Annotated in this window: 25 protein-coding genes, 1 tRNA gene and 1 pseudogene; 13 read left to right on the forward strand and 14 right to left on the reverse strand. The window is 50.3% G+C overall.

Translation table 11 applies throughout. The annotated features are described in order from the left end of the window. On the reverse strand, positions 1–207 hold a 207-nt coding region (locus tag LBF86_09605), incomplete at its 3' end, for a hypothetical protein (GenBank protein ID MDR0665753.1). Positions 208–257: 50 nt separating this feature from the next. Here LBF86_09605 and LBF86_09610 point away from each other — a divergent pair. Beyond that, positions 258–554, forward strand: coding sequence for a hypothetical protein (locus LBF86_09610; protein ID MDR0665754.1), 297 nt, complete (start codon positions 258–260; stop codon positions 552–554). Positions 555–619: 65 nt separating this feature from the next. On the opposite strand, the gene LBF86_09615 is transcribed toward LBF86_09610, so the two are convergent. After that, complete coding sequence (locus tag LBF86_09615; GenBank protein MDR0665755.1) at positions 620–922, reverse strand: hypothetical protein; 303 nt, start codon at positions 920–922, stop codon at positions 620–622. A gap of 479 nt (positions 923–1,401) precedes the next feature. Here LBF86_09615 and LBF86_09620 point away from each other — a divergent pair, with 479 nt between their 5' ends. The 5 genes from LBF86_09620 to LBF86_09640 all read left to right on the forward strand — a co-directional run bounded on the left by LBF86_09620 (position 1,402) and on the right by LBF86_09640 (position 3,794). Next, positions 1,402–2,382, forward strand: coding sequence for a hypothetical protein (locus LBF86_09620; GenBank protein ID MDR0665756.1), 981 nt, complete (start codon positions 1,402–1,404; stop codon positions 2,380–2,382). Next, the gene (locus LBF86_09625; GenBank protein ID MDR0665757.1) at positions 2,372–2,581 is read left to right on the forward strand and encodes a hypothetical protein; all 210 of its coding nucleotides are present in this window, start codon (positions 2,372–2,374) and stop codon (positions 2,579–2,581) included. Before LBF86_09620 ends, LBF86_09625 begins: the two co-directional genes overlap by 11 nt. Beyond that, positions 2,578–2,766 (forward strand): hypothetical protein, encoded by a 189-nt coding sequence (locus LBF86_09630; GenBank protein ID MDR0665758.1) that lies wholly within the window; start codon positions 2,578–2,580, stop codon positions 2,764–2,766. Before LBF86_09625 ends, LBF86_09630 begins: the two co-directional genes overlap by 4 nt. Positions 2,767–2,932: 166 nt before the next feature. After that, positions 2,933–3,082, forward strand: coding sequence for a hypothetical protein (locus tag LBF86_09635; GenBank protein MDR0665759.1), 150 nt, complete (start codon positions 2,933–2,935; stop codon positions 3,080–3,082). Positions 3,083–3,140: 58 nt separating this feature from the next. Next, on the forward strand, positions 3,141–3,794 hold the full coding sequence (locus tag LBF86_09640; GenBank protein MDR0665760.1) for a TylF/MycF family methyltransferase: 654 nt from the start codon (positions 3,141–3,143) through the stop codon (positions 3,792–3,794). Positions 3,795–3,853: 59 nt separating this feature from the next. Here the strand turns inward: LBF86_09640 and LBF86_09645 are convergent, their stop codons facing one another. Further along, on the reverse strand, positions 3,854–4,036 hold the full coding sequence (locus LBF86_09645; protein MDR0665761.1) for a hypothetical protein: 183 nt from the start codon (positions 4,034–4,036) through the stop codon (positions 3,854–3,856). A 390-nt stretch (positions 4,037–4,426) separates the two neighbouring features. On the opposite strand from LBF86_09645, the gene LBF86_09650 reads away from it, so the two are divergent. Together LBF86_09650 and LBF86_09655 are read left to right on the forward strand one after the other, a co-directional pair. Beyond that, a tRNA-Gly gene (locus tag LBF86_09650) sits at positions 4,427–4,501 on the forward strand. A gap of 202 nt (positions 4,502–4,703) precedes the next feature. Then, a complete protein-coding gene (locus tag LBF86_09655) occupies positions 4,704–5,270 on the forward strand; it encodes a hypothetical protein (GenBank protein MDR0665762.1) in 567 nt (188 codons plus the stop codon). 216 nt (positions 5,271–5,486) lie between these two features. Here the strand turns inward: LBF86_09655 and LBF86_09660 are convergent, their stop codons facing one another. Genes LBF86_09660 through LBF86_09705 form a run of 10 tightly spaced genes read right to left on the reverse strand, consistent with a single transcriptional unit; the run spans position 5,487 to position 14,815 of the window. Continuing rightward, a complete protein-coding gene (locus tag LBF86_09660) occupies positions 5,487–6,365 on the reverse strand; it encodes a cation diffusion facilitator family transporter (GenBank protein ID MDR0665763.1) in 879 nt (292 codons plus the stop codon). Next, entirely contained in the window at positions 6,362–7,162 is an 801-nt protein-coding gene (locus LBF86_09665) for a shikimate dehydrogenase (protein ID MDR0665764.1), read from the reverse strand. The genes LBF86_09660 and LBF86_09665 overlap by 4 nt, the downstream gene beginning before the upstream one ends. Further along, positions 7,159–8,568, reverse strand: a complete 1,410-nt coding sequence (locus tag LBF86_09670) for an anthranilate synthase component I family protein (protein ID MDR0665765.1) — start codon at positions 8,566–8,568, stop codon at positions 7,159–7,161. Before LBF86_09670 ends, LBF86_09665 begins: the two co-directional genes overlap by 4 nt. Before the next feature lies 1 nt (position 8,569). Beyond that, on the reverse strand, positions 8,570–9,331 hold the full coding sequence (locus LBF86_09675) for an SPOR domain-containing protein (protein ID MDR0665766.1): 762 nt from the start codon (positions 9,329–9,331) through the stop codon (positions 8,570–8,572). Between the two features lie 12 nt (positions 9,332–9,343). Further along, positions 9,344–9,889, reverse strand: a complete 546-nt coding sequence (locus tag LBF86_09680) for a DUF1882 domain-containing protein (protein ID MDR0665767.1) — start codon at positions 9,887–9,889, stop codon at positions 9,344–9,346. A gap of 8 nt (positions 9,890–9,897) precedes the next feature. Further along, entirely contained in the window at positions 9,898–11,145 is a 1,248-nt protein-coding gene (locus LBF86_09685; GenBank protein MDR0665768.1) for a serine hydroxymethyltransferase, read from the reverse strand. Next, the gene (gene lysS / locus LBF86_09690) at positions 11,142–12,632 is read right to left on the reverse strand and encodes a lysine--tRNA ligase (GenBank protein ID MDR0665769.1); all 1,491 of its coding nucleotides are present in this window, start codon (positions 12,630–12,632) and stop codon (positions 11,142–11,144) included. The genes LBF86_09685 and lysS overlap by 4 nt, the downstream gene beginning before the upstream one ends. Next, on the reverse strand, positions 12,632–13,099 hold the full coding sequence (locus tag LBF86_09695; GenBank protein ID MDR0665770.1) for a transcriptional repressor: 468 nt from the start codon (positions 13,097–13,099) through the stop codon (positions 12,632–12,634). Before LBF86_09695 ends, lysS begins: the two co-directional genes overlap by 1 nt. Positions 13,100–13,103: 4 nt before the next feature. Beyond that, on the reverse strand, positions 13,104–13,817 hold the full coding sequence (locus tag LBF86_09700) for a CvpA family protein (protein ID MDR0665771.1): 714 nt from the start codon (positions 13,815–13,817) through the stop codon (positions 13,104–13,106). Between the two features lie 8 nt (positions 13,818–13,825). Next, entirely contained in the window at positions 13,826–14,815 is a 990-nt protein-coding gene (locus LBF86_09705) for a GGDEF domain-containing protein (GenBank protein MDR0665772.1), read from the reverse strand. A 17-nt stretch (positions 14,816–14,832) separates the two neighbouring features. Here LBF86_09705 and mqnC point away from each other — a divergent pair, with 17 nt between their 5' ends. The 5 genes from mqnC to LBF86_09730 all read left to right on the forward strand — a co-directional run bounded on the left by mqnC (position 14,833) and on the right by LBF86_09730 (position 18,327). Beyond that, positions 14,833–15,891: a dehypoxanthine futalosine cyclase gene (gene mqnC, locus LBF86_09710; GenBank protein ID MDR0665773.1), complete on the forward strand. Its 1,059-nt coding sequence runs from the start codon at positions 14,833–14,835 to the stop codon at positions 15,889–15,891. 176 nt (positions 15,892–16,067) lie between these two features. Further along, positions 16,068–17,438, forward strand: coding sequence for a mannose-1-phosphate guanylyltransferase/mannose-6-phosphate isomerase (locus LBF86_09715; protein ID MDR0665774.1), 1,371 nt, complete (start codon positions 16,068–16,070; stop codon positions 17,436–17,438). Position 17,439: 1 nt separating this feature from the next. Further along, positions 17,440–17,778, forward strand: coding sequence for an SPOR domain-containing protein (locus LBF86_09720; protein MDR0665775.1), 339 nt, complete (start codon positions 17,440–17,442; stop codon positions 17,776–17,778). Between the two features lie 43 nt (positions 17,779–17,821). Next, positions 17,822–18,076, forward strand: a complete 255-nt coding sequence (locus LBF86_09725; protein ID MDR0665776.1) for a hypothetical protein — start codon at positions 17,822–17,824, stop codon at positions 18,074–18,076. After that, positions 18,073–18,327 (forward strand): hypothetical protein, encoded by a 255-nt coding sequence (locus tag LBF86_09730; protein ID MDR0665777.1) that lies wholly within the window; start codon positions 18,073–18,075, stop codon positions 18,325–18,327. Before LBF86_09725 ends, LBF86_09730 begins: the two co-directional genes overlap by 4 nt. A 149-nt stretch (positions 18,328–18,476) precedes the next feature. Here the strand turns inward: LBF86_09730 and rpsI are convergent. After that, positions 18,477–18,668, reverse strand: a pseudogene (gene rpsI, locus LBF86_09735) (30S ribosomal protein S9). Positions 18,669–18,852 lie beyond the last annotated feature (184 nt).

Here is an 18,852-nt window from a genome sequence, read left to right on the forward strand (position 1 = left end):
TAGCTTATAATCGATCGGATCGTGAAGCGTCTGCGTTCGCGCGTTGCGCCAAAATCTATCAAAGCCTAGTTCGCGCGTGGTGGCGCGAGAGCCTAGCGCCTCGAATATCCCGCTTGTAAGCGCCGTTTGCGTCATGCTAAACGCTTTAAGACCGGCAAACGCCGCGCCAATGGTAATGCCTACGTATATTTGGCTCTCAGCCGCCATAGGAGCGCCCTCGCTTGATTTTTAATGCAGATAACGCTATGGTTGCGAGTATGAGAGAAGATATAGAAACGGGCGTTTTAGCCGCCATAGCAATGTTTTTCAACGCCGCCGCGCCGACCGCGCTGGCGGTAAGCGAAGCGACGGTGTCGCCCGACCTGTTTGCGATCGCGGTCGTTTTCTTTATAATCCTTCTCATAAACGTCCCTTTATCTATGCTCTTCTATCCGTTAGTGGCGCTTGAGATGTTGGCTCTTAAGTGCGTTTTTAGCCTCTTTCGCCAGCTTTACAAAATCATTTGTCGACATCTCCAGACAATCCCTAAACCCTTGGTGCAGAGCGAAGCCTAAAAGGGCGATCCCTCTTAGGCAATCGTCCCACTCTAGGACAAAAAATCCTGTATTTAGAAAGCATATTAGGCTATACTCCCCCCATGGAAATCAAAGAAGTACACATAGCGCATGCGATCAATACGCTGATAGTGTTTTGCATGTGCGCGTCGGCGATTACCGGCTTTGCCGACGCTTTGGCAATGCTTCTCTGCGCCTTTTTCGTTGCGTTTTTGCTGGATTTGTTTCTCTTCCCTATTCAAGCCCCGCTCCTCGTTATAGCGTTTATGATTTGCAAAAGCCGCAAACAACGCAACGCCGCCGCTCAGCCGTAACCCTTTCATCTTTTCGGACTCCAGCTTTTGGCGATCTCTCGCGCCTCTTTGCAAAGTTTTGCTAACTCTTTAGTTGTCATCGTTAAACAATCTCCAAACCCTTGATGCAGGATTGCGCCAAGTAGAGCGACCGCCCGTAGGCAATCGCCCCAGCTCAGGACAAAAAACCGACTACCGCCTTTTGCAACTTTATGGGATACGCAAAATCCAGCCGCGCAATATATGTTTTTGATGGCGAAAGTAAAGGCAAAAGCGCAAAAATAGGCGGTTAGGGGGTAATTATAAACCGAAGCTCGTCGGAGGAAAAAAGATAAACAATATTACTACTGCGGGGATAGTGTAAAAGCTGAACCTAAAACAATCGCGTTACGAGATTATAGACGGGGGATTAAAATGAGAGGCGGCAGGGCAGAAATCAAACCTGCGACCCGACACGGGACAAAACCCGTTTTAGCTCTACCATAATCGCTGGGAAAGTCAAGAGCGCGTCGAAAGACGGAAAATCGCTCGACTTAGGCTATCTACAAAACTCTATAGCCAAAGCTATGGAGAGCGGCATAGGCTATAAGGAGTGGATAAAATCAACCGCTCCAGCGAGAGATATTTGCGGTTGGATGGGTAAGCAAACCATAACCGATCCTCGCACAGGCCAAATCAAAACAATCAACGTTAATAGCCGCAGACTGAAAATTACGTTTGAAACCAATATGCGCGTTGGTTACGCGATACAAAGAGAGGCTACGGCAAATAAGATCGAAGGGTTAGATTATAGGCGATACGTTTGCATGATGTTGCCCACCAGCCGCGACGAACACAAAAAAATGCACGGAATAGTGTTGCATAAAAACGACCCGTGGTGGAAAATAAACACGCCGCCCAATGGTTGGAACTGCCACTGCAAAACGATGGCGATTAGCGAAGAGGAAGCCGAAATCAGAGGATTAGAGATAAGCAAAAGTCCGTTCGAAAATATCGCCGATAAGGATTGGGCTTATAACCCTAGCGACCCTAATCAGGGATGGGACAATAAATCAACCCCCGCAATAGATCAACAGCCAGATTATAAGAGCTACGGAAGACCCGATCTGCGCGACGTTAAAAAGAGCAGAAATCCCGCACCCGAATTGTTAAATGCTGGCAAGAATGCGGATGAGGCGCTAGAGATTATGTCTAAGGCGATACTAGGCGATAAAACGGAGATGTTTGTCGATACGCCGGCAGGCAAACAGCTAATTGCGAAAGAGTACTTGAGACATAGCGTCAACAGACGCTTTGCCGAAAGAGAGCGTTACGCAAATTATGTGTTACCCACGCTGAAAAATCCCTATGAAGTATATCTCACTCAATATGCCGACGGAACAAAAAGAATGCGATATATCGGACTATTTGACAAAGACAAGGCTTTTTTAGCGATTACGCTTATGCGCGACGGCGGAATACTCTGGAACGTTATACCAGCGAGTAGCAGATACGCGGACAAAAACAGAAAAGGTTGGCTGATCTATGGGAAATAAAATAACGCTTGGGCGCATGCCTACAACAATCGACGGCTTGTTGACTACCTTCGGCTGGTTAGCTCCCGTCGGAAACCCGCCTCTCGACCCAAGCGCTTCCGGCAATTATGCCCCGTTTGCCGCCGAAAGTCAAGTCAGGTTGCATTTTATGCGGCGTTTTTCTTGCAAAACCCCAAGAAACAGGAGCGTTAAACTATGACCTTGCCTAATCTTTTTACGGAAACCCCGCAGCAGATCATAGATCGTATGATAAGCAGAGTGCGGGAGCTTGACCCCTCGTATATACCATACCCAGCGGACGATCCGCACCTTATCTTAGAGGCGGCTACCGACGAGATAGGTAAAATCCGCAATCCGAGCGCGCCAAAATCTATCAAAGCCTAGTTCGCGCGTGGTGGCGCGAGAGCCTAGCGCCTCGAATATCCCGCTTGTAAGCGCCGTTTAACTAGCGGCGCAACTTTTGCGCGATCCGCTCTGCCACTTTTTGATTTATTGAATATCGCCAATCTTTAAGCTGATATTATTACCAAATCTCAAGAGAAAGGTTATTATGAGACAAAAGGCATTTATATTTGGCTCTGGCGGCACGGCGAAGATGATTTTGCCAAGCGTAGAGCAAAAATACGACGTTATCGGGTTTTTAGACAACGATCCGTTGCGTCATAGCGCCAAACGGGGGGGGGGGGGGGGTAACCCTTAACGGCAAAGACATTTTTCCTCCCAACGCGGTTTGCGACTACGATTACGATCTGATCATAGTGGCGACCCTAACAGGTATCGAATCCGTTCCAAAACAACTTGTAGCGCTTGGCGTCGATAGGAATAAAATCAGTATCGATTACGCGCTCGTTCCTCTTAGAGCTAGAATTATATTTCTTGAAAAACTAGCCCAGATGTTTGATGAAGCGCGCATAAACGGCTCGGTAGCCGAAGGCGGCATTTTTCAAGGCGATTTCGCAAAAGAGATCAACCGCGTTTTTCCCGACAAAACGCTGTATCTGTTCGACGCCTTTGAGGGTTTCGATAAAAGAGACGTAGCAAAAGAGGTGGCAGACGGTTTAAGCGAGTCCGATACGGTCAGCTATTTTAACGCCACTTCCGAAGAGATAGTGAAAGCCAAATTGCCCCATCCCGATCGGTGCGTAATCAAAAAGGGCTATTTTCCCGAAACGGCGGCGGGCGTAGAAGATCGCTTCTGCTTTGTCAATCTCGATTTTGATCTATACGATCCAATACTAGCGGGGCTTGAGTTCTTTTACCCGCTTATGACGGAGGGCGGCGTAATCTTGATTCACGACTACTTTAATCCGTTTTACAAAGGCGTAAAACTGGCGGTCGATGGTTTTGCGAAGGCAAACGACGCTCGTCTGCTACCCGTTGGCGACGGATTTAGTATAGCGGTATTACGTTAATTGTCTATCTTACGCCGCCGCTATATGCGACAAAGCGTTGCGGACGGCTATTAGGCGCTCTATTCGCCGACGAAAACTACGCCGATCGCTTGCGACACAGCGCTTGATTTTGTAAGCGCAAGGATAAAAACGCAACCGATCAACACGGCGCGGCTTTTGATTTGGACGCGCGAGATATTACGCCGATCTTTATCGTCGGTAATCCGCCGCGCGGAGTTTATATTCGCCGCGATCAAAAGCATTTGCTTGCCAAAAGGATACGTTTCCGCTCGGCGGACGAGATAGGTATAGCTTATGATCTGAAACGCGCGGCGATCGCGGATAGATTCCCGCCTTCCTGAGCGCCCTATTGCGCGCCTTGCGCTACTATTGAAGGGGGGGGGGGCTTCTGGAATGACAATTAGATTAAACGGTGATCTGGCGAAAATTGCGAGAGATGGATACCAGCGCTTTCACGGGTATGACAAATAAGGGACAGTATAGCGCGGGTTAAAATATTGGCGGCGGTTGGTTTGCCATTTGGCGGTTTTGTCGCGCCTGTTAGGCGCTATTGTTAAGGCTCTTTTATGTCTTGAATAGGCGGGCAATCGTTTCGCTTAGTAGCGTTTTGGCATAATTGCGCCCTTCAAAGCGCGGAAGTAGCTCAGGGGTAGAGCTTTTGCTTCCCAAGCAAAAGGTCGCGGGTTCGATTCCCGTCTTCCGCTCCATTAACGTTAGTTTACGCCGCGCGCCCAGCGGTCGCTTTGAAGCCAAAACGCCGCTTGCTTTCGCAAAATCCGTTCTGTTTTGGCGTGTAAAAACAGAGCGCGGCAACCGAAACAATAGATCGCGCGCGCCGCGAAAAATATAGAAAAAATAGCTATACTTTTGGGCGATATTGCGCTTTTGGCGCGTCAAAATGGAGTCGCTATGAGTTTTGAAGCCTTTGTGGACGCCGAATTACCAAGAGCGATCGGCGGTTTTGTCCGCCGCAAGGCGCTGTATAACGGCGATACGAGTTTTGAAGGATACGAGCCGTGCAGCTTTTTCGCGATCACCTCTTATAAAGATCGCGCGCCGACGCTTAAGTTGCTGCTTGACGACGGCTCGCTGTTTTCGTTTATGCCGATCGACTGTTTTACCAGCTTAACGCCGCAAGAGACGCAAGCGCAGACGCTAGATATGGAGGATTTAGCCTATAAAAACTGCCCCGATTATGGTTTTGCGTTCTCGTCTCCAAAGTTCTTGCAAGGCAAGATCAACTGCTATTTTCCGCGCCGAGATCAGTGGTTTGAGGCGGAATATATCGCCTCGCTAGATTGGCATCGCGGCAATCTTATTATGCATATATGCCATCTTGAAAACGGACAGATCGCCATCTTGCCAAGCCACAAAATAAAATTCCACGACGGGGCGCGGGAGTTCAAGCCCTATCGCAAAATTACAAGCGTCTGGGAGGTTGGCGTAAGCGGTTGGGAAAACGGATCGAAGGTATAGCGGCGGATATTGCGCGAGCGTCTAAAGAACGCTTGGATGCGCTAAACAAATACCCCTTCCGCTCCAAATTTGATCGCATTAACCAAAACAAAAAAAACGCGGGTGGGGTTGCAAGACGCGGTTATCGCGACGTTTGAAAACGCTTAGCGCTATCGCGATTGCTTGAAGCTAAAAAACGCGCGACGAGCCGCCTATCGATATTTAGCGCCGCAATTTTCACGTTTCGTTTTTGCTGTCGTCGCGGGGATCAAGATGAACCGTGATCAACCATTTGGCGTTTGGCTCTAGCGCGGAGATCGCGTTTTCAACGTAATCGCTGGTATCGTGCGCGTCGTTTAACGAAATAGCTTCGCTAAAAACCAAATGCACCTCTACGACGTAAGTTTTAGCGCTTTTACGCGTTCGCAGGTAGTGATAGCCGCTGGCGCGCGGCGCGTTCCTTACGACCTCGCGTATTCGGCTCAAAAGCGGCTCCTCTATGGCGCGATCCATCAGCGTCAAAACGCCTTCGCGAGCGATTTTGTAAGCGCCGACGGCGATAAACAGCGCGATCGCGACGGATACCGCGCCGTCTATAAAGTGAAAGCCGCTTGCGGCGATCAGCCCAAGCGAAGCGATAACGCCGACGTTTGTCCATAGATCGCTTTTATAATGAAGCAGATCGGCGCGAACGATTAGCGATTTGGTTTTTTTGTGCGCGAGCGTTAATCCCGCCACGATACAGGCGGTCGCCGCCGCCGAAACGACCATAGTTAAAATAGCCGCGTTAAGCGCTTCGATCTGTTTATCGTCGATCAGATTACGGACGCTTTGATAGACGATAAACGCGCTAGAACAGGCGATCAATACCCCCTCGATCAACGCGGCTAACCCCTCGATCTTGCCGCGTCCGTAGTTAAAAGTTTCATTGGGGTTTAGCTCGCTCTGTTTCACCGCGTAGTAGTTGAAAAGGCTCATCGCCATATCCAGAAAAGAGTCGATCGCGCTGCTGATAACCGCCATACTGCCCGTCAAAATCCCAGCCGCAAACTTTGCGATCGCGAGCAAAAAAGCGGCGGCGGTCGTTAAGATCGTGGATTTTCGCTCGATACTCATCGCCATATTTTGGGCAGCCTTAACGCGGTTTTCATCTGTTTGGCGATAGCTGAAACCTCTCCGCCAAAAAAGAGCGAATGGGCGATCGCGCCTTGAAAAGCCAACATATCTTCGCCGTCTTTAGCGTCAATTCCGAGCGCTTTGGCAAGCCGCAAAAACGGCGTTTCAACGCCGTATATAACGTCGTAAGCCGTCTTGGCGCCCGATAGGTATGCCTTAAGCGCGTCTCTCTCAAGCGGCAGATCGCCGTCTTTTAGCCCCGCGCTCGTCGTATTGACTACGAGATCAAAACGCTCTTGCGGCAAGTTGCTCCAGCCAAAAATCCGCGCGCCGTTTTTAGCGAAAAACTCAAGCCGCGCTTCGCTTCGATTGACTACCGACGCGGCTACGCCTTTATCTATCAGCGCGATCGCGATCGCCCTCGCCGCGCCTCCCGCGCCCAAAATCAACGCGCTTTTAACGCCGCTTAAAGGCGCGATCGACGCTATAAACCCCTCCGCGTCGGTGTTGTAGCCCGCGACGCGACCCTCTTTTTTCACCCAAGTATTGACCGCGCCGATCTTTTTTGCGCCGGACGTTATCTCGTCGGCTTGCGCAAAAGCCGCCTCTTTGTGCGGCAGAGTGATATTCGCGCCGTAAAGGCGGTTAGCCTCGAATATCTCGCGCAATTTATAGCCGTCCTCGACGCGCAAACGGGTATAGACGGCGGCGATCGCGTTTTGTTGATAAACGAAATTGTGCATAAGCGGCGAGAGCGAATGAGCGATCGGATCGCCCAAAACGGCGAGCAGCTTCATAAGGATAACAGTTCGTCGAAACTGACGCGCAAAGCCGCCATTTTATTTTGCGCCTCAAGCCATTCAAGCTCGGGCTTGCTGTCGGCGACAATGCCGCCGCCCGCGTGGAAAATCGCGCGGTTTTCTTCAATCTGCGCGCTTCTGATCGTAATGGCGCAGTCCATATCGCCGCCAAATCCGAACAACGCGATCGCGCCGCTGTAAAAACCGCGCCTGCTTCCCTCGTATTTGGCGATCAGCTCCATGGCGCGGATTTTGGGCGCGCCCGTCATCGTTCCGGCGCTAAAAGCGGACATAAACAGATCGAACATATCGCGCCCGTCGTCAATACGCGCCGTTACGTCGCTGACGATGTGCATTACATGGCTAAAGCGCTCGATATGCATTAGGTTTGAAACGCGAACGCTGCCGGATTTGGCTACGCGCCCCACGTCGTTGCGCCCTAAATCCACCAGCATAATATGCTCGGCGCGCTCCTTTTCGTCGCTCAAAAGCTCTTTTTCCATAGCCAAATCTTGCGCGATTGTCTTGCCGCGCTTACGCGTTCCGGCGATCGGGCGAAGCAGTATCTCGCCGTCGTTAAGCCTCGCCATTAGCTCCGGCGAGCTTCCGACGATAGCAAACTTTTCGTATGGCAGTAGAAATTGATACGGCGAGGGGTTTTTGCTTCTAAGGACGCGGTAAAAACTAAACGGATCGATTTTAGCCGGCTGAACGAAGCGGTTGGCAAGCAACATCTGAAAAACCTCGCCGCTTCTTATCTCCTCCTTTACCAATTCGACCTTTCGCATAAACTCCTCTTTGGAAAACTGAAAGTTTCCCTCGCCTAACTTTTCGGCGGCGATTAACGGTAGAGGATCCATCGGCGATTTCGCTACTTTCAAAGCCTCCCGCAAAACTTCGTCGCTTCCTTGAAGCGAGCTAAGCGCCGTGAGCGTTCCGTTTTTATGCGAGTAAACAAAAAGATATTCGGGGCGCGCTAAATCAAATTCGGGCGCGTTTGTCGCGTCGATTAAGTTATCCATCGATTTTCTTAGCGTAGGCTCAAAAAGCCTTACCGCGTCGTAGCCGATAAAACCTGTGAAACCGTCTATAAAGCCGATCCCAAGTTTTTCCTGCTCCTCTTTATACGGCGTTTTATCGATCGCGGCAAATCGTTTTTTTAGATAAATTAGCGGATTGTCCTCAATCTCGCTTATGTCGCCGTTTATCATGCAAAAAGTTTTGTCGTTTTCGCGCCAAATCCTCTCGCGCGCGCCGACGGCGACAAAGCTGAAATTGCCGTTTTCGCCGCTTAATCCGCTTTCAAAGAGCAAAACGCGCTTATCGCTAAAAAAAAGCCTTAGCTTGTCGTATAGCGCAATCGGCGTAAGCGTATCGTATAGAACGCGGCGAGAGACGATCAAACTACTCTTTCACGATAAACGCTTCAGGGCTATAGTCCCGCCGTAAATTAGGCAAAGCGTTCAACGCCCGATCTCTTGTCGAATACGGTCCGACGTAGATTCTATGCACGACGACCTTATTTACGGTTTTCTCGCGAACCAAGACGTTTAAACCGCGATCGCGAAGGCTTTTCAAATAGCTCTCGCGGGGCGCTTTGGCGAGCGATTCAATCTGAATATAAAACTTTTCTTCCGTTTTTGCGGGCGCGGCGCTTGTCTCCTTAGCGGGAGTCGCGCTTGGAGTTTTAGGCGGCTGCGGCGGCGTTTGAGTTTTTGGGGGCGTAGTAGCGACGGAGCTAGGCGGCGTCGGAACCGGAACGGCGCTAGGCGGCGTCGGCGCGGTATTCTGAGCGGCGGCGTTTTGAGCGGCTGTGATCGTAGCGTTAAGCTCGTTTTGCCGCGCTTCGCGATGTTTCGCGATAATTTCGTCGATCGCGCTTCTCACCTGTTCGGGATTGCTAACTGGCTGCGGCGACTCAAACATCGTCGTCGGCTGCTTCGCGCCTATCGGATCCGCGTCAAGCGCGTTAGTTTGAGCGGAAACGCTCTGCGTCTCGTTGTATTTGTCGGCGTCGATCACGCGAAAGGTTAAAAACGCGATCACCGCTACTAGCAGCATAGCGGCGCTCGCTAAAAGAGCGTTTCTAACTTTGCCGCCGGAACCTTCGTCCCGCTTAATGAGAATGTCGTTTAGCTCGTCTTCGCTACCGATTATGTCAGCCATCGTTTTTGTCTCCTACATGTGCTTTGACCAACCGCTCCCCCGTTCTTTGGCGTAAACGCCGTAAGGGATCGTTAGAATGTTAAACTCCGGCGGCAGATCGAAAGTTGGAAATACTCTCCACTGCCGAGTCATTTTTTGAACTAGTTTAGCTGAAAGCGCCTTTGCAAGTTGGCAACCCTCGCCAAGCGTCGTATGCCCTTTATGAACGTATAGATGCAAATGCCCGCTAGAACCGCTTTCGTAAGCGGTAAAATTCAAAAAGCCCTCTTCTCGTAGCATTAGCTGCGCTCGGTGGTAGAACCGCTCGCGATCCGCGCCGTTGAAATCAAAGACGATATTCTCCACCATATTTTCCGGCAGTATTAAATCGTGCGCAATCGTAATTTTTTTAGCGAAGTGTTCGTTTAAGATCGGCGGGGAGATCGCGCTATCCACCCTTTCAAACTTATCAAAAAACGTTTTGCCATGAAAGTTGACCTGTTTGGCTAAACCGTCGCGTTTTTTATAGTAGTGCGAAGTTTGCATTTTAATCAGTTTCAACTCCAACTGACTAACCATTTTTTGCCTTAAAAAGTCGCCTGCGAATATACGGGAAATCGGCTCCCAAGCGCTTTGGTTTCTTGAGAGATTGTCTCGATCTTGCGTTCGTTGGTTATATCGTCTAAAACGTCCGCGATCTTTTCGCCGATAAACGCGAATTCGCCCTCTTTCATTCCTCTGCTTGTCAGCGCCGCCGAGCCAAGCCGAACGCCGCTAGTTACAAACGGGCTGCGCTTTTCGCCCGGCACCGAGTTTTTGTTGACGCATATCCCCGCTTTTCCAAGCGCGTAGTCCGCGTCCTTTCCGCTAAACTCGCGGTCTAAAAAACTAAGCAAGATCAGGTGGTTGTCTGTGCCGTCGCTTACGATCTTATAGCCGCGCCGTTGCAAGGTCGCCGCGAGCGTTTTTATGTTGGCTTTAACCTGCTTGGCGTAAATTTTCCACTCCGGCTTTAGATTGTAGCCGAAACCTACCGCTTTTGCGGCGATAACGTGCATAAGCGGTCCGCCCTGCATACCCGGAAAAACCGCCTTGTCGATCTTTTTGGCGATCTCTTCGTCGTTGGTCATTATCGCGCCGCCGCGAGGTCCTCGCAAGGTTTTGTGCGTCGTCGTGGAGACGACGTGCGAATGGGGAAAGGGGTTTGGATACTCGTTAGCGCATATCAAGCCAGCTACATGCGCTACGTCCGAAAGCAGATACGCCCCCGTTTTGTCGGCGATCGCGCGGAAGCGGGCGAAATCAAGCTCGCGCGAATAGGCGCTAAATCCGGCGACGATAATTTGCGGCTTTACCGCTACGGCGATCTTCTCTACCTCGTCGTAGTCGATCAGCCCGTTTTCATTCACGCCGTAAAAAAAACTATGGTAGTTTTGCCCGCTGAAGCTAACCTTAGCGCCGTGCGTCAAATGCCCGCCATGGCTTAAATCCATACCCAAAATTTTGTCGTATGGTTTAAGCAGCGCCGAATATACCGCCGCGTTCGCGCCGCTGCCGGAATGCGGCTGAACGTTGGCGTAGCTCGCGCCGAATAGTTTTTTTAGGCGATCGACGGCGATTAGCTCGATTTGATCCACAAACTCGCACCCGCCGTAGTAGCGTTTAGACGGATAGCCTTCGGCGTATTTATTGGTCAAAACCGAACCCATCGCCTCCATCACGGCGGGGAAGGTATAGTTTTCGCTCGCGATCATCTCAAGATGGTCGTTTTGGCGTTCAAGCTCCTTCTCGATCCATTGAAAAATATCTCTGTCCTCTTTGTCCAGATAGCTCAATTTTCTTCCTTTTGTTCCTGTTTCATCGCGGGAAACAATAGCGCTTCGCGGATTGTATCAAACCCCAATAGGATCATAACAAGCCTATCGATCCCTATCCCCTCGCCCGCCGTAGGCGGCATTCCGTAGCTAAGCGCCGTAATATAATCTTCGTCCATATACATGCCCTCTTCGTCGCCCGCCTCTTTAGCCGCCGCTTGCGCTTTGAAGCGCTCGTATTGGTCGATCGGATCGTTTAGCTCGCTAAAGCCGTTCGCGATCTCGTAACCTCCGATGAAAAGCTCGAAACGATCGGCTAAACGCGAATTATTGTCGTTTCGTCTAGCGAGAGGCGAAATCTCGATCGGAAAATCGACGATAAAAGTCGGATTGATTAACTTAGGCTCCACCAAAACGTCGAATAGCTCCGATTTGATCGCGCCGATTGGCTGTTCTTTTTTTACCTCTACGCCGTTTTTTCGCGCTATTGCCGATAGTTTTTGAATGTCGTTCAGATTTTCGCTAGGCACGCCGCCTATTTCGCATAGCGCCTCGTCGTAGCCGTATCTCGCAAACGGAGCGTTCAGGACAATCGTATGCCCTTTGAAGTTAGTTTCGCTAATTTTAAGCGCGCTTGAAAGCTCGGCGAAATATCTCTCCGTTAAAGCGATCAGATCCTCGTAAGTGTGATACGCCCAATAAAATTCAATCGTAGTAAATTCGGGGTTGTGCGTCGAGTCCATGCCCTCGTTGCGAAAGCAACGGTTAAGCTCGTAGATCGCCTCGAAGCCTCCCACGATCAGCCGCTTTAGATACAGCTCCGGCGCGATCCTAAGATAGCGATCGACGCTTAGCGCGTTGTGGCGCGTAACAAACGCGCGCGCGTTCGCGCCGCCCGGAATCGGGTGAAGCATAGGCGTCTCCACTTCCAAAAAACCGTTAGTTTCAAAAAAACCTCTCGTTTGCGAGATAATTTTGCTTCGTAAAATAAAGTTGTCGCGCGCGTTTGGGTTCATAATCAGATCGAGATAGCGGCGGCGCGAGCGAAGTTCTATATCTTGAACGCCGTGAAATTTTTCCGGAAGCGGGCGAATCGATTTAGTCAAAATCTCGATCGATTTAACATGAAGGCTCAACTCGCCCGTTTTCGTAACAAACCCATAGCCGCTAGCCTGCGTTATATCGCCTACGTCTAGCAATTTTTTTAACTCGTCGTAGCTTTGTCCGATCTCGCTTTGCGATAGAAATAGTTGCAAAGAGCCGCTTTGATCCTCTATCGTAACAAACGCCGCTTTACCCATAACTCGCAAAAGTTTTACGCGACCGGTAACATTATAAATCGCGCTCTCGTCGCGTTCGGCGCCCTCGATCAAACGCGCGTGCTTTTCTCGAAACTTGGCTAGGCTTAGATCGCGTTTAACTCGATTTTCATAAGGGTTTTTGCCAAGCTCTCTTAGGCGCGCTAATTTATCGATCCTAGTTTTAACATAGTCGTTGAAGTCTGGGATCAATTTTTCGCCTTGTTACGGCATTCCTTGCACATTCCGCGAAGCTGCATAGCGTGGCTTAAAATCTTGAAATCGTGGGCGGCGGCAATGGCTTTCTGGCGGTTTTCAATATCTTCGTCGATAAACTCGATCATCCTTCCGCAATAGTCGCATATCATATGATCGTGGTGCGCCTTCAAACCAAACTCGTATTTTTTACCGTTAGCGCCAAAGCTGACGCTAGTTACAATCCCCGCCTCTTCCAAAAGCGACAGAGTGCGGTAGATCGTCGCCGTGCCGATATGCGGGCAGTCGTATTCCTTTGCGATCTTAATCTTTAGCTCTTCGGGTATAAAGTGCGAATCGCTCGCCGCGATCGCCCGCAGTATAACCTCGCGCTGAAAAGTGTATTTAAGGTCCTTCTCCTTGAGCGTTTTTACAAACCGCTCTAACGCTTCGTCGAAGCTCTTTTGGTTCTTTGCGCGCATTGCGTTAATCCTTTCTTTCGTTGGACGTTTCTTCATTTTGCAATTTTGCCGTTTCTTCGCTTTGCTCCGTAGTCTTAGTCGCCTCCTCTAAAACCTCCGCTCCTCTCTCGATTATCTCCGCCACGTCCGGCGGCTCGATCGCCTTCACGCTCTCTTCGACGGTTTGTTTTATGTCTTCCGCTTTAGATTGCGCCTCTTTAAGCGCCTCGCGCGTCTGCGCGTCAAGTTTGATCAAAAAGCCGCCCGTAGCTTTTAACGACGGATACAGGAGGCTATCTTCAAGATTATTTTGCGCCCATTTTGAAATCGCCGCCGTTTGACTTAACGAAAAGATAATCGCCGCGAACAGAACATACACCTTGCCGACGCCGATAAAAAAGCCAAATATTCGATCCAGCCAAACGGCGATCCTCCGCGCCATACTCTCTTTTCTCCTAAGGCGCTTTGAAAGCCAAAGACCGACCAAGAAACATATAGCCCAAACGACTAAAAACACAATAGCGAAACCGGCGAGCTTCGTAGCGCTTTCGCTTGAAAAGTTAAACGAATGATCGGATGTCCATCTGCCGACGACCAACGCCAAGCGCGAGCCTAAGAAAATGCCCAAGCCGACGCCAAGCAAGCTAAAAAATTCTCTGACGGCGCCGCGCAAAATCCCCTGCGCGCCAAGAATAACAATTAGCGATAAAACTACTATATCTAACCAATGAAACGACATTCTATCTCCTAATCCTCGAAAACGCTTACCGCGTTTTTGCTCTGCGATAACGATTTCGCCAACGTTTTTTCGGCGCGATCGCGAATCGTTTCCCAATCGTCCGCCGCGCGATGAGGCGAGAGAGCGGCGCTGAGCGTTACGTTTATGACCTTGTCCTTATAGACAAGTCTGCTCGATTCGACGCGCGCGCTAACGCGCTTTACGGCGAAATACGCCTCTTGCCTATCCACGCGATTGAAAACGACGCAAAACGCCCCTTCGTTTTCTTGACCTTCGCCGTAGCGATAGACGCGGTTGTCGCTTCTAAGCATTCCCGTCAAGCTCTTAGCCGTAAAGAGCAAAATTTTCTCCATAACGACGTAACCTAACTCCTCTTTTAGCCGATCGTAATCGTCTATCGCGACAAGCGCCGTCCAAAGATCGAGGTCGCGATCGCATCCCGCTTGCAAAATCCGTTCGAGTTGATACTTTAGCGCCGCGCGAGTTCTTAGGCGGGTAAGCGGATCGACGAAACTGCGCGTTTCAATTACGTCTAGCTCGCTTTCTAGCGCGCCAATCGCGTTTTCGGCTTTTCGCGTTTCGGAAACGACGGCGTTTATATACGACTTCATCTCGTCTAAAATCGAAGCGGAAACAAAATCGTCCGTTTCTAACGCGCTTAAATCAAACGCGCGCTCTTGCTCTTTTAGTCTTGAAACGCTGTTTGAATACTCGTTTAACGTTTTACGCGCGAATACAAACGATTCCTCAAGACGAATCTCGCGCGCCGCCGCCTCGTCGATAAGCGAACATCGCTTGCTTAATTCGCTTTGCTCTTCGGGAGCGTATCTGCGCATAGCGTCCGAAAAAGCTTTCGCGTAATACGGCGGCAAAGGCGGCGTTCCCGTCTTTTCAAGCGCGTTAAACGCTTCGCTAGAAACGTCTTTCGCAAGTTTATCAAGCTCGACCGTAATCAATAACGCTCCCTTTCTCGCCGACAAAGCCTGAATTATACTCATTTATCTATAATTGCTTAATGAATAAATCCCAAGCGCTAACGGTTATAAACGACGATCTAAACGCTTTAGGGGCGGCGGCGTTAGAACGAAAACGCGCGTTGCACCCCGATCGCGTAACGACTTTCGTGATAGACCGCAACATAAACTATACAAATATCTGTCATATCGGCTGTAAGTTCTGCGCCTTTCATACTTCGGTTGGCACAAAAGACGGATATATTCTCCCATACGAGATTATCGATCGCAAGATCGAGGAGCTAATCGCGGTAGGCGGCACGCAAATTCTGTTTCAAGGCGGCGTTCACCCAAATTTGGCGATCGACTACTATGAAAACCTTGTCGATCATATTCATACGACTTTTCCCGCGATCGATATTCACGGCTTTTCCGCCGTCGAGATCGCCTATATCGCCAAAATTAGCGCCCTGTCCTCTAAAGAAGTTTTGGCGCGGCTGAAAGATCGCGGCATGCAATCTATGCCGGGCGCGGGCGCCGAGATACTAAGTGATCGCGTCAGATCGTATGTTAGCCCGAACAAGGTAAGCGCTAACGATTGGCTGCGCATTCACGGCGAGGCGCACGAACTTGGAATGACCACGAGCGCCACGATGGTTTTCGGATTAGGCGAAAGCGACGAGGAGATTATCGATCATCTTGAGTATTTGCGCGTTCAGCAAGATAAAACGGGCGGTTTTACCGCTTTTATTTTGTGGAGCTATCAGCCGGATCGCACGCCGCTACAAAAACTCCGCCCCGATTTGACCAAACAGAGCTCGAATCGCTATCTAAGACTTTTGGCGCTCTCTAGGCTCTATCTGGATAATTTCGCGAATATCCAAAGTAGTTGGGTTACGCAGGGCGCCTATATCGGACAGCTCGCGCTTCGCTTCGGCGCGAACGATCTAGGCAGCACGATGATGGAAGAGAACGTCGTCGCCGCAACGGGCTGTTCGCACTCGATGGTTACTGAGGAGATGGTCGATCTTATTAAAGGCGTGGGAGAGATACCCGCGCAGAGAAATACGCGCTATAAACGCCTGCGCGTTTTTAGCGATAGCGCCGCTCTCGCTTTTTAGTCGGCTTAGAAACGACGTGCGGGGCTTTGGCGGGATATATTCGGCGCGTAAAACGCCAACAGAAAAATGTTCTTTTGCCTTGATGCGTTAACGAGTTTAGGAGCAAGGTTGAACTATAATAAATCCGACGTTTACGCGCCAACGCGGCGGTTTTCGCCTATTTAATAAGGAGATCAATGACGGCGGTTATTTTGTGCGGCGGATCTGGGACGCGCCTTTTTCCGATCAGCCGCGAATTGATGCCAAAACAATTCGTTCCCTTGCTTGGAAAAGAGTCGCTTTTCCAAAAAACCGTTAAACGAAACGCGCCCCTGTGCGATAAAACGCTGATCGTTTGCAACGCGGAGCATTATTTTTTAGCGCTGGATCAACTCGACGAGGCGAATTTACGCGCCGATCGCGTTTTGATCGAGCCGATCGGGCGCAACACCGCCCCCGCGATCGCCTTAGCCGCGCTATCGCTTGACGAAAACGATACGCTTTTAGTCGCGCCGAGCGATCATCTTATCGACGATAGCGGCGGATTATACGCCAAAGCCGTAGCCAACGCGACGCAGTTTGCCAAAGAGGGCTATCTCGTCGTTTTTGGAATCAAGCCGACCTATCCGGAAACGGGTTACGGCTATATTGAAGCGCAGGGCGACGCGGTAAAAACGTTCAAGGAAAAACCGGATCTAGCGCTGGCTAAAGCGCTGATCGCTAAAGATAACGTATATTGGAATAGCGGAATGTTTTGCTTTAACGCTAAAGCCTATCTCGACGCGCTCGCCGAGCACGCCCCTACTCTGCTTGAGCGGTGTAAAGCCGCGTTTGAAACGGCGAAAATCGACGATAAAGTCGTTAGAATCGCCCGCGACAAGATGAGCGAGATCGAAGATATTAGCGTCGATTACGCGGCGATGGAAAAAGCCCAAAACATTCGCGTAACGCCTTGCGCCGCTAAATGGTCGGATATGGGCGGTTTTGAAAGTCTATATAACGAACTGCCCAAAGACGATCGCGCCAACGCGGGAGAGGCGCTTTATATCGACTCAAAAAACAATCTCGTAGTAGGCGGCGCTAGGCATATCACGGCGATCGATTGCGAAGACCTTATGATTATCGACTCGTCCGACGCGTTATTGATCGCGAAAAAAGGCAGCGGGCAAAAGGTTCGCGAGGCGGTTAAGGCGCTTAAAGCTCAGGGTAGCGATCTGCCCAAGATTCACGCGATCGCGCATCGCCCGTGGGGAACTTACGAAGTTTTAGATACGGGCGATCGCTTCAAAATTAAACGTATTGTGGTTAAACCGGGCAAGCGAATGTCGCTACAAAAGCATTTTCACCGCAACGAACATTGGATTGTTCTTAGCGGCGCGGCGCTTGTTACTCTCGAAAACAAAACGACTCAAATCAACGCGAACGAATCGATCTATATTCACGCGGGTTGCGTCCACCGTCTGGAAAATCAGGGCAAAATCGATCTTGTAATAATCGAGGCGCAGGTTGGCGATTATCTTGGCGAGGACGATATTGTCCGCGTAGAGGACGATTTCAAAAGGATATAAGTTGCGCCGCGTTCTTTTAATCGCCATGCTTTGTTTGCCATTGCGAGCAAAGGCGATTATAGACGAGCGACCCGTCTATTTTCCAGCCGACGAAGCGCCATCGCAAACGACGCGCGCAGGATACGCGGTGCAGATAGGCGCGTTTGACGGCGAAAGCGCGGCTTTCGCGCTAATGGCGGAAGCGAGAAAAAAATACGGCGATAAACAGACGATCTTGCGCGTTTTACCGCGAAGTTACGCGCCGTATCTCGTATGGATCGCAGGTTTTACGAGCGCTACCGAAGCTAGAGAGTATATCACCGCGCACAAAATCAACGGCTTTGTCGTAGAAAACCGCTAGCGCGTCGGAACGCGCTTTGCTTCTTGCCTCGCAAGGAGCATAAATGACGCTTTTGCGGGCTAGAAAGATCGTGTTGCAAAATGTGGCGGAACACCTAAACGAACGTTATTCCAGCCTTTACTATAAAATCCATAGCGGACGTTTAACGCTTGACGAGGCGCGTTTGATTGGCGCGGAGATAGAATCGCTTGAAGATATGATCGGCTACGTGAAAAGCGAGGCGCGAAGCGTCAATCGCGACAGCGTGCGCGAAGCCGCCGACGAAGTGTTGGCGATCTGGCAAAAAGAGGCGAGATGAGTCTAGACTACGCAAAAGCCGCCTATCGCCGCGCGCGAATCTCATACGCTCTTCAGGAGCTTCGCAACGAAATGCGGTTATACGCAAACGACATCGAGCGGCGTTTAAGACGCGCGAGAACCGACGAAGAGTTGCGGGAGCTATTGAGCGCGATCGTCGTTCTGCGCGAAGCTCGCCGATTTTACCGCGAAACGATCGCGCCTAAAGCGCCCCGTTTTGATTTCGCGGCGGCGCTTAATATCGGCGTTTAAACCAACGCCGCTTTTATAGCGCGGCAATAAATCTTTTGATTTACGTATTTGCGTTTGCGCGGCGAAGCTGGGCGCCGAGCGTTATAAAAATTGGTTTAACTGCGCCGCTTTGACGCGAAAAAGCGCGTTTATGGCGGCATAGGAAAATTTTAGATAGCGCGCAAACTTATCCGCAAAAAACTAGACGAGCTTTCGTATTTGCCGTATTTTTTGCGTTCTACCACGCGCGCGTCGCTAGTAAGCAGTCCGCGCGGTTTTAAAACGGGGCGAAAGCTCGCCTTGTCGAATAGCGTTAGCGCTTTGCTAATGCCGCGCCTTAACGCGGAGTAGCCGCCGCCAAGCGCGTTAGCCGTAATTGTTTTCGCTTTGCTTTCGCTAGATTTTCGTTAGACAAGATTAGATCGACGCTAATTTAAGCGGAGACGATCTAGCATTCGCTAATTTTGATTTCATCAGGAAGGAGATTGTTGCAATGCAACTCATTCAGTTTGGATCGATCCTTAATCCGTTATCGGAGGTCAAAAA

This window comes from Helicobacteraceae bacterium (genome assembly GCA_031258155.1).
GTDB lineage: Bacteria > Campylobacterota > Campylobacteria > Campylobacterales > SZUA-545 > JAIRNH01.

Coding starts and splice junctions, on each gene's coding strand:
- LBF86_09610 (MDR0665754.1), top strand. CDS start 258: ATGAGAGAAGATATAGAAACGGGCGTTTTAGCCGCCATAGCAATGTTT.
- LBF86_09625 (MDR0665757.1), top strand. CDS start 2,372: ATGGGAAATAAAATAACGCTTGGGCGCATGCCTACAACAATCGACGGC.
- LBF86_09630 (MDR0665758.1), top strand. CDS start 2,578: ATGACCTTGCCTAATCTTTTTACGGAAACCCCGCAGCAGATCATAGAT.
- LBF86_09635 (MDR0665759.1), top strand. CDS start 2,933: ATGAGACAAAAGGCATTTATATTTGGCTCTGGCGGCACGGCGAAGATG.
- LBF86_09645 (MDR0665761.1), bottom strand. CDS start 4,036: ATGCTTTTGATCGCGGCGAATATAAACTCCGCGCGGCGGATTACCGAC.
- LBF86_09655 (MDR0665762.1), top strand. CDS start 4,704: ATGAGTTTTGAAGCCTTTGTGGACGCCGAATTACCAAGAGCGATCGGC.
- LBF86_09660 (MDR0665763.1), bottom strand. CDS start 6,365: ATGAGTATCGAGCGAAAATCCACGATCTTAACGACCGCCGCCGCTTTT.
- LBF86_09665 (MDR0665764.1), bottom strand. CDS start 7,162: ATGAAGCTGCTCGCCGTTTTGGGCGATCCGATCGCTCATTCGCTCTCG.
- LBF86_09675 (MDR0665766.1), bottom strand. CDS start 9,331: ATGGCTGACATAATCGGTAGCGAAGACGAGCTAAACGACATTCTCATT.
- LBF86_09680 (MDR0665767.1), bottom strand. CDS start 9,889: ATGGTTAGTCAGTTGGAGTTGAAACTGATTAAAATGCAAACTTCGCAC.
- LBF86_09695 (MDR0665770.1), bottom strand. CDS start 13,099: ATGCGCGCAAAGAACCAAAAGAGCTTCGACGAAGCGTTAGAGCGGTTT.
- LBF86_09700 (MDR0665771.1), bottom strand. CDS start 13,817: ATGTCGTTTCATTGGTTAGATATAGTAGTTTTATCGCTAATTGTTATT.
- LBF86_09705 (MDR0665772.1), bottom strand. CDS start 14,815: ATGAGTATAATTCAGGCTTTGTCGGCGAGAAAGGGAGCGTTATTGATT.
- mqnC (MDR0665773.1), top strand. CDS start 14,833: ATGAATAAATCCCAAGCGCTAACGGTTATAAACGACGATCTAAACGCT.
- LBF86_09715 (MDR0665774.1), top strand. CDS start 16,068: ATGACGGCGGTTATTTTGTGCGGCGGATCTGGGACGCGCCTTTTTCCG.
- LBF86_09725 (MDR0665776.1), top strand. CDS start 17,822: ATGACGCTTTTGCGGGCTAGAAAGATCGTGTTGCAAAATGTGGCGGAA.
- LBF86_09730 (MDR0665777.1), top strand. CDS start 18,073: ATGAGTCTAGACTACGCAAAAGCCGCCTATCGCCGCGCGCGAATCTCA.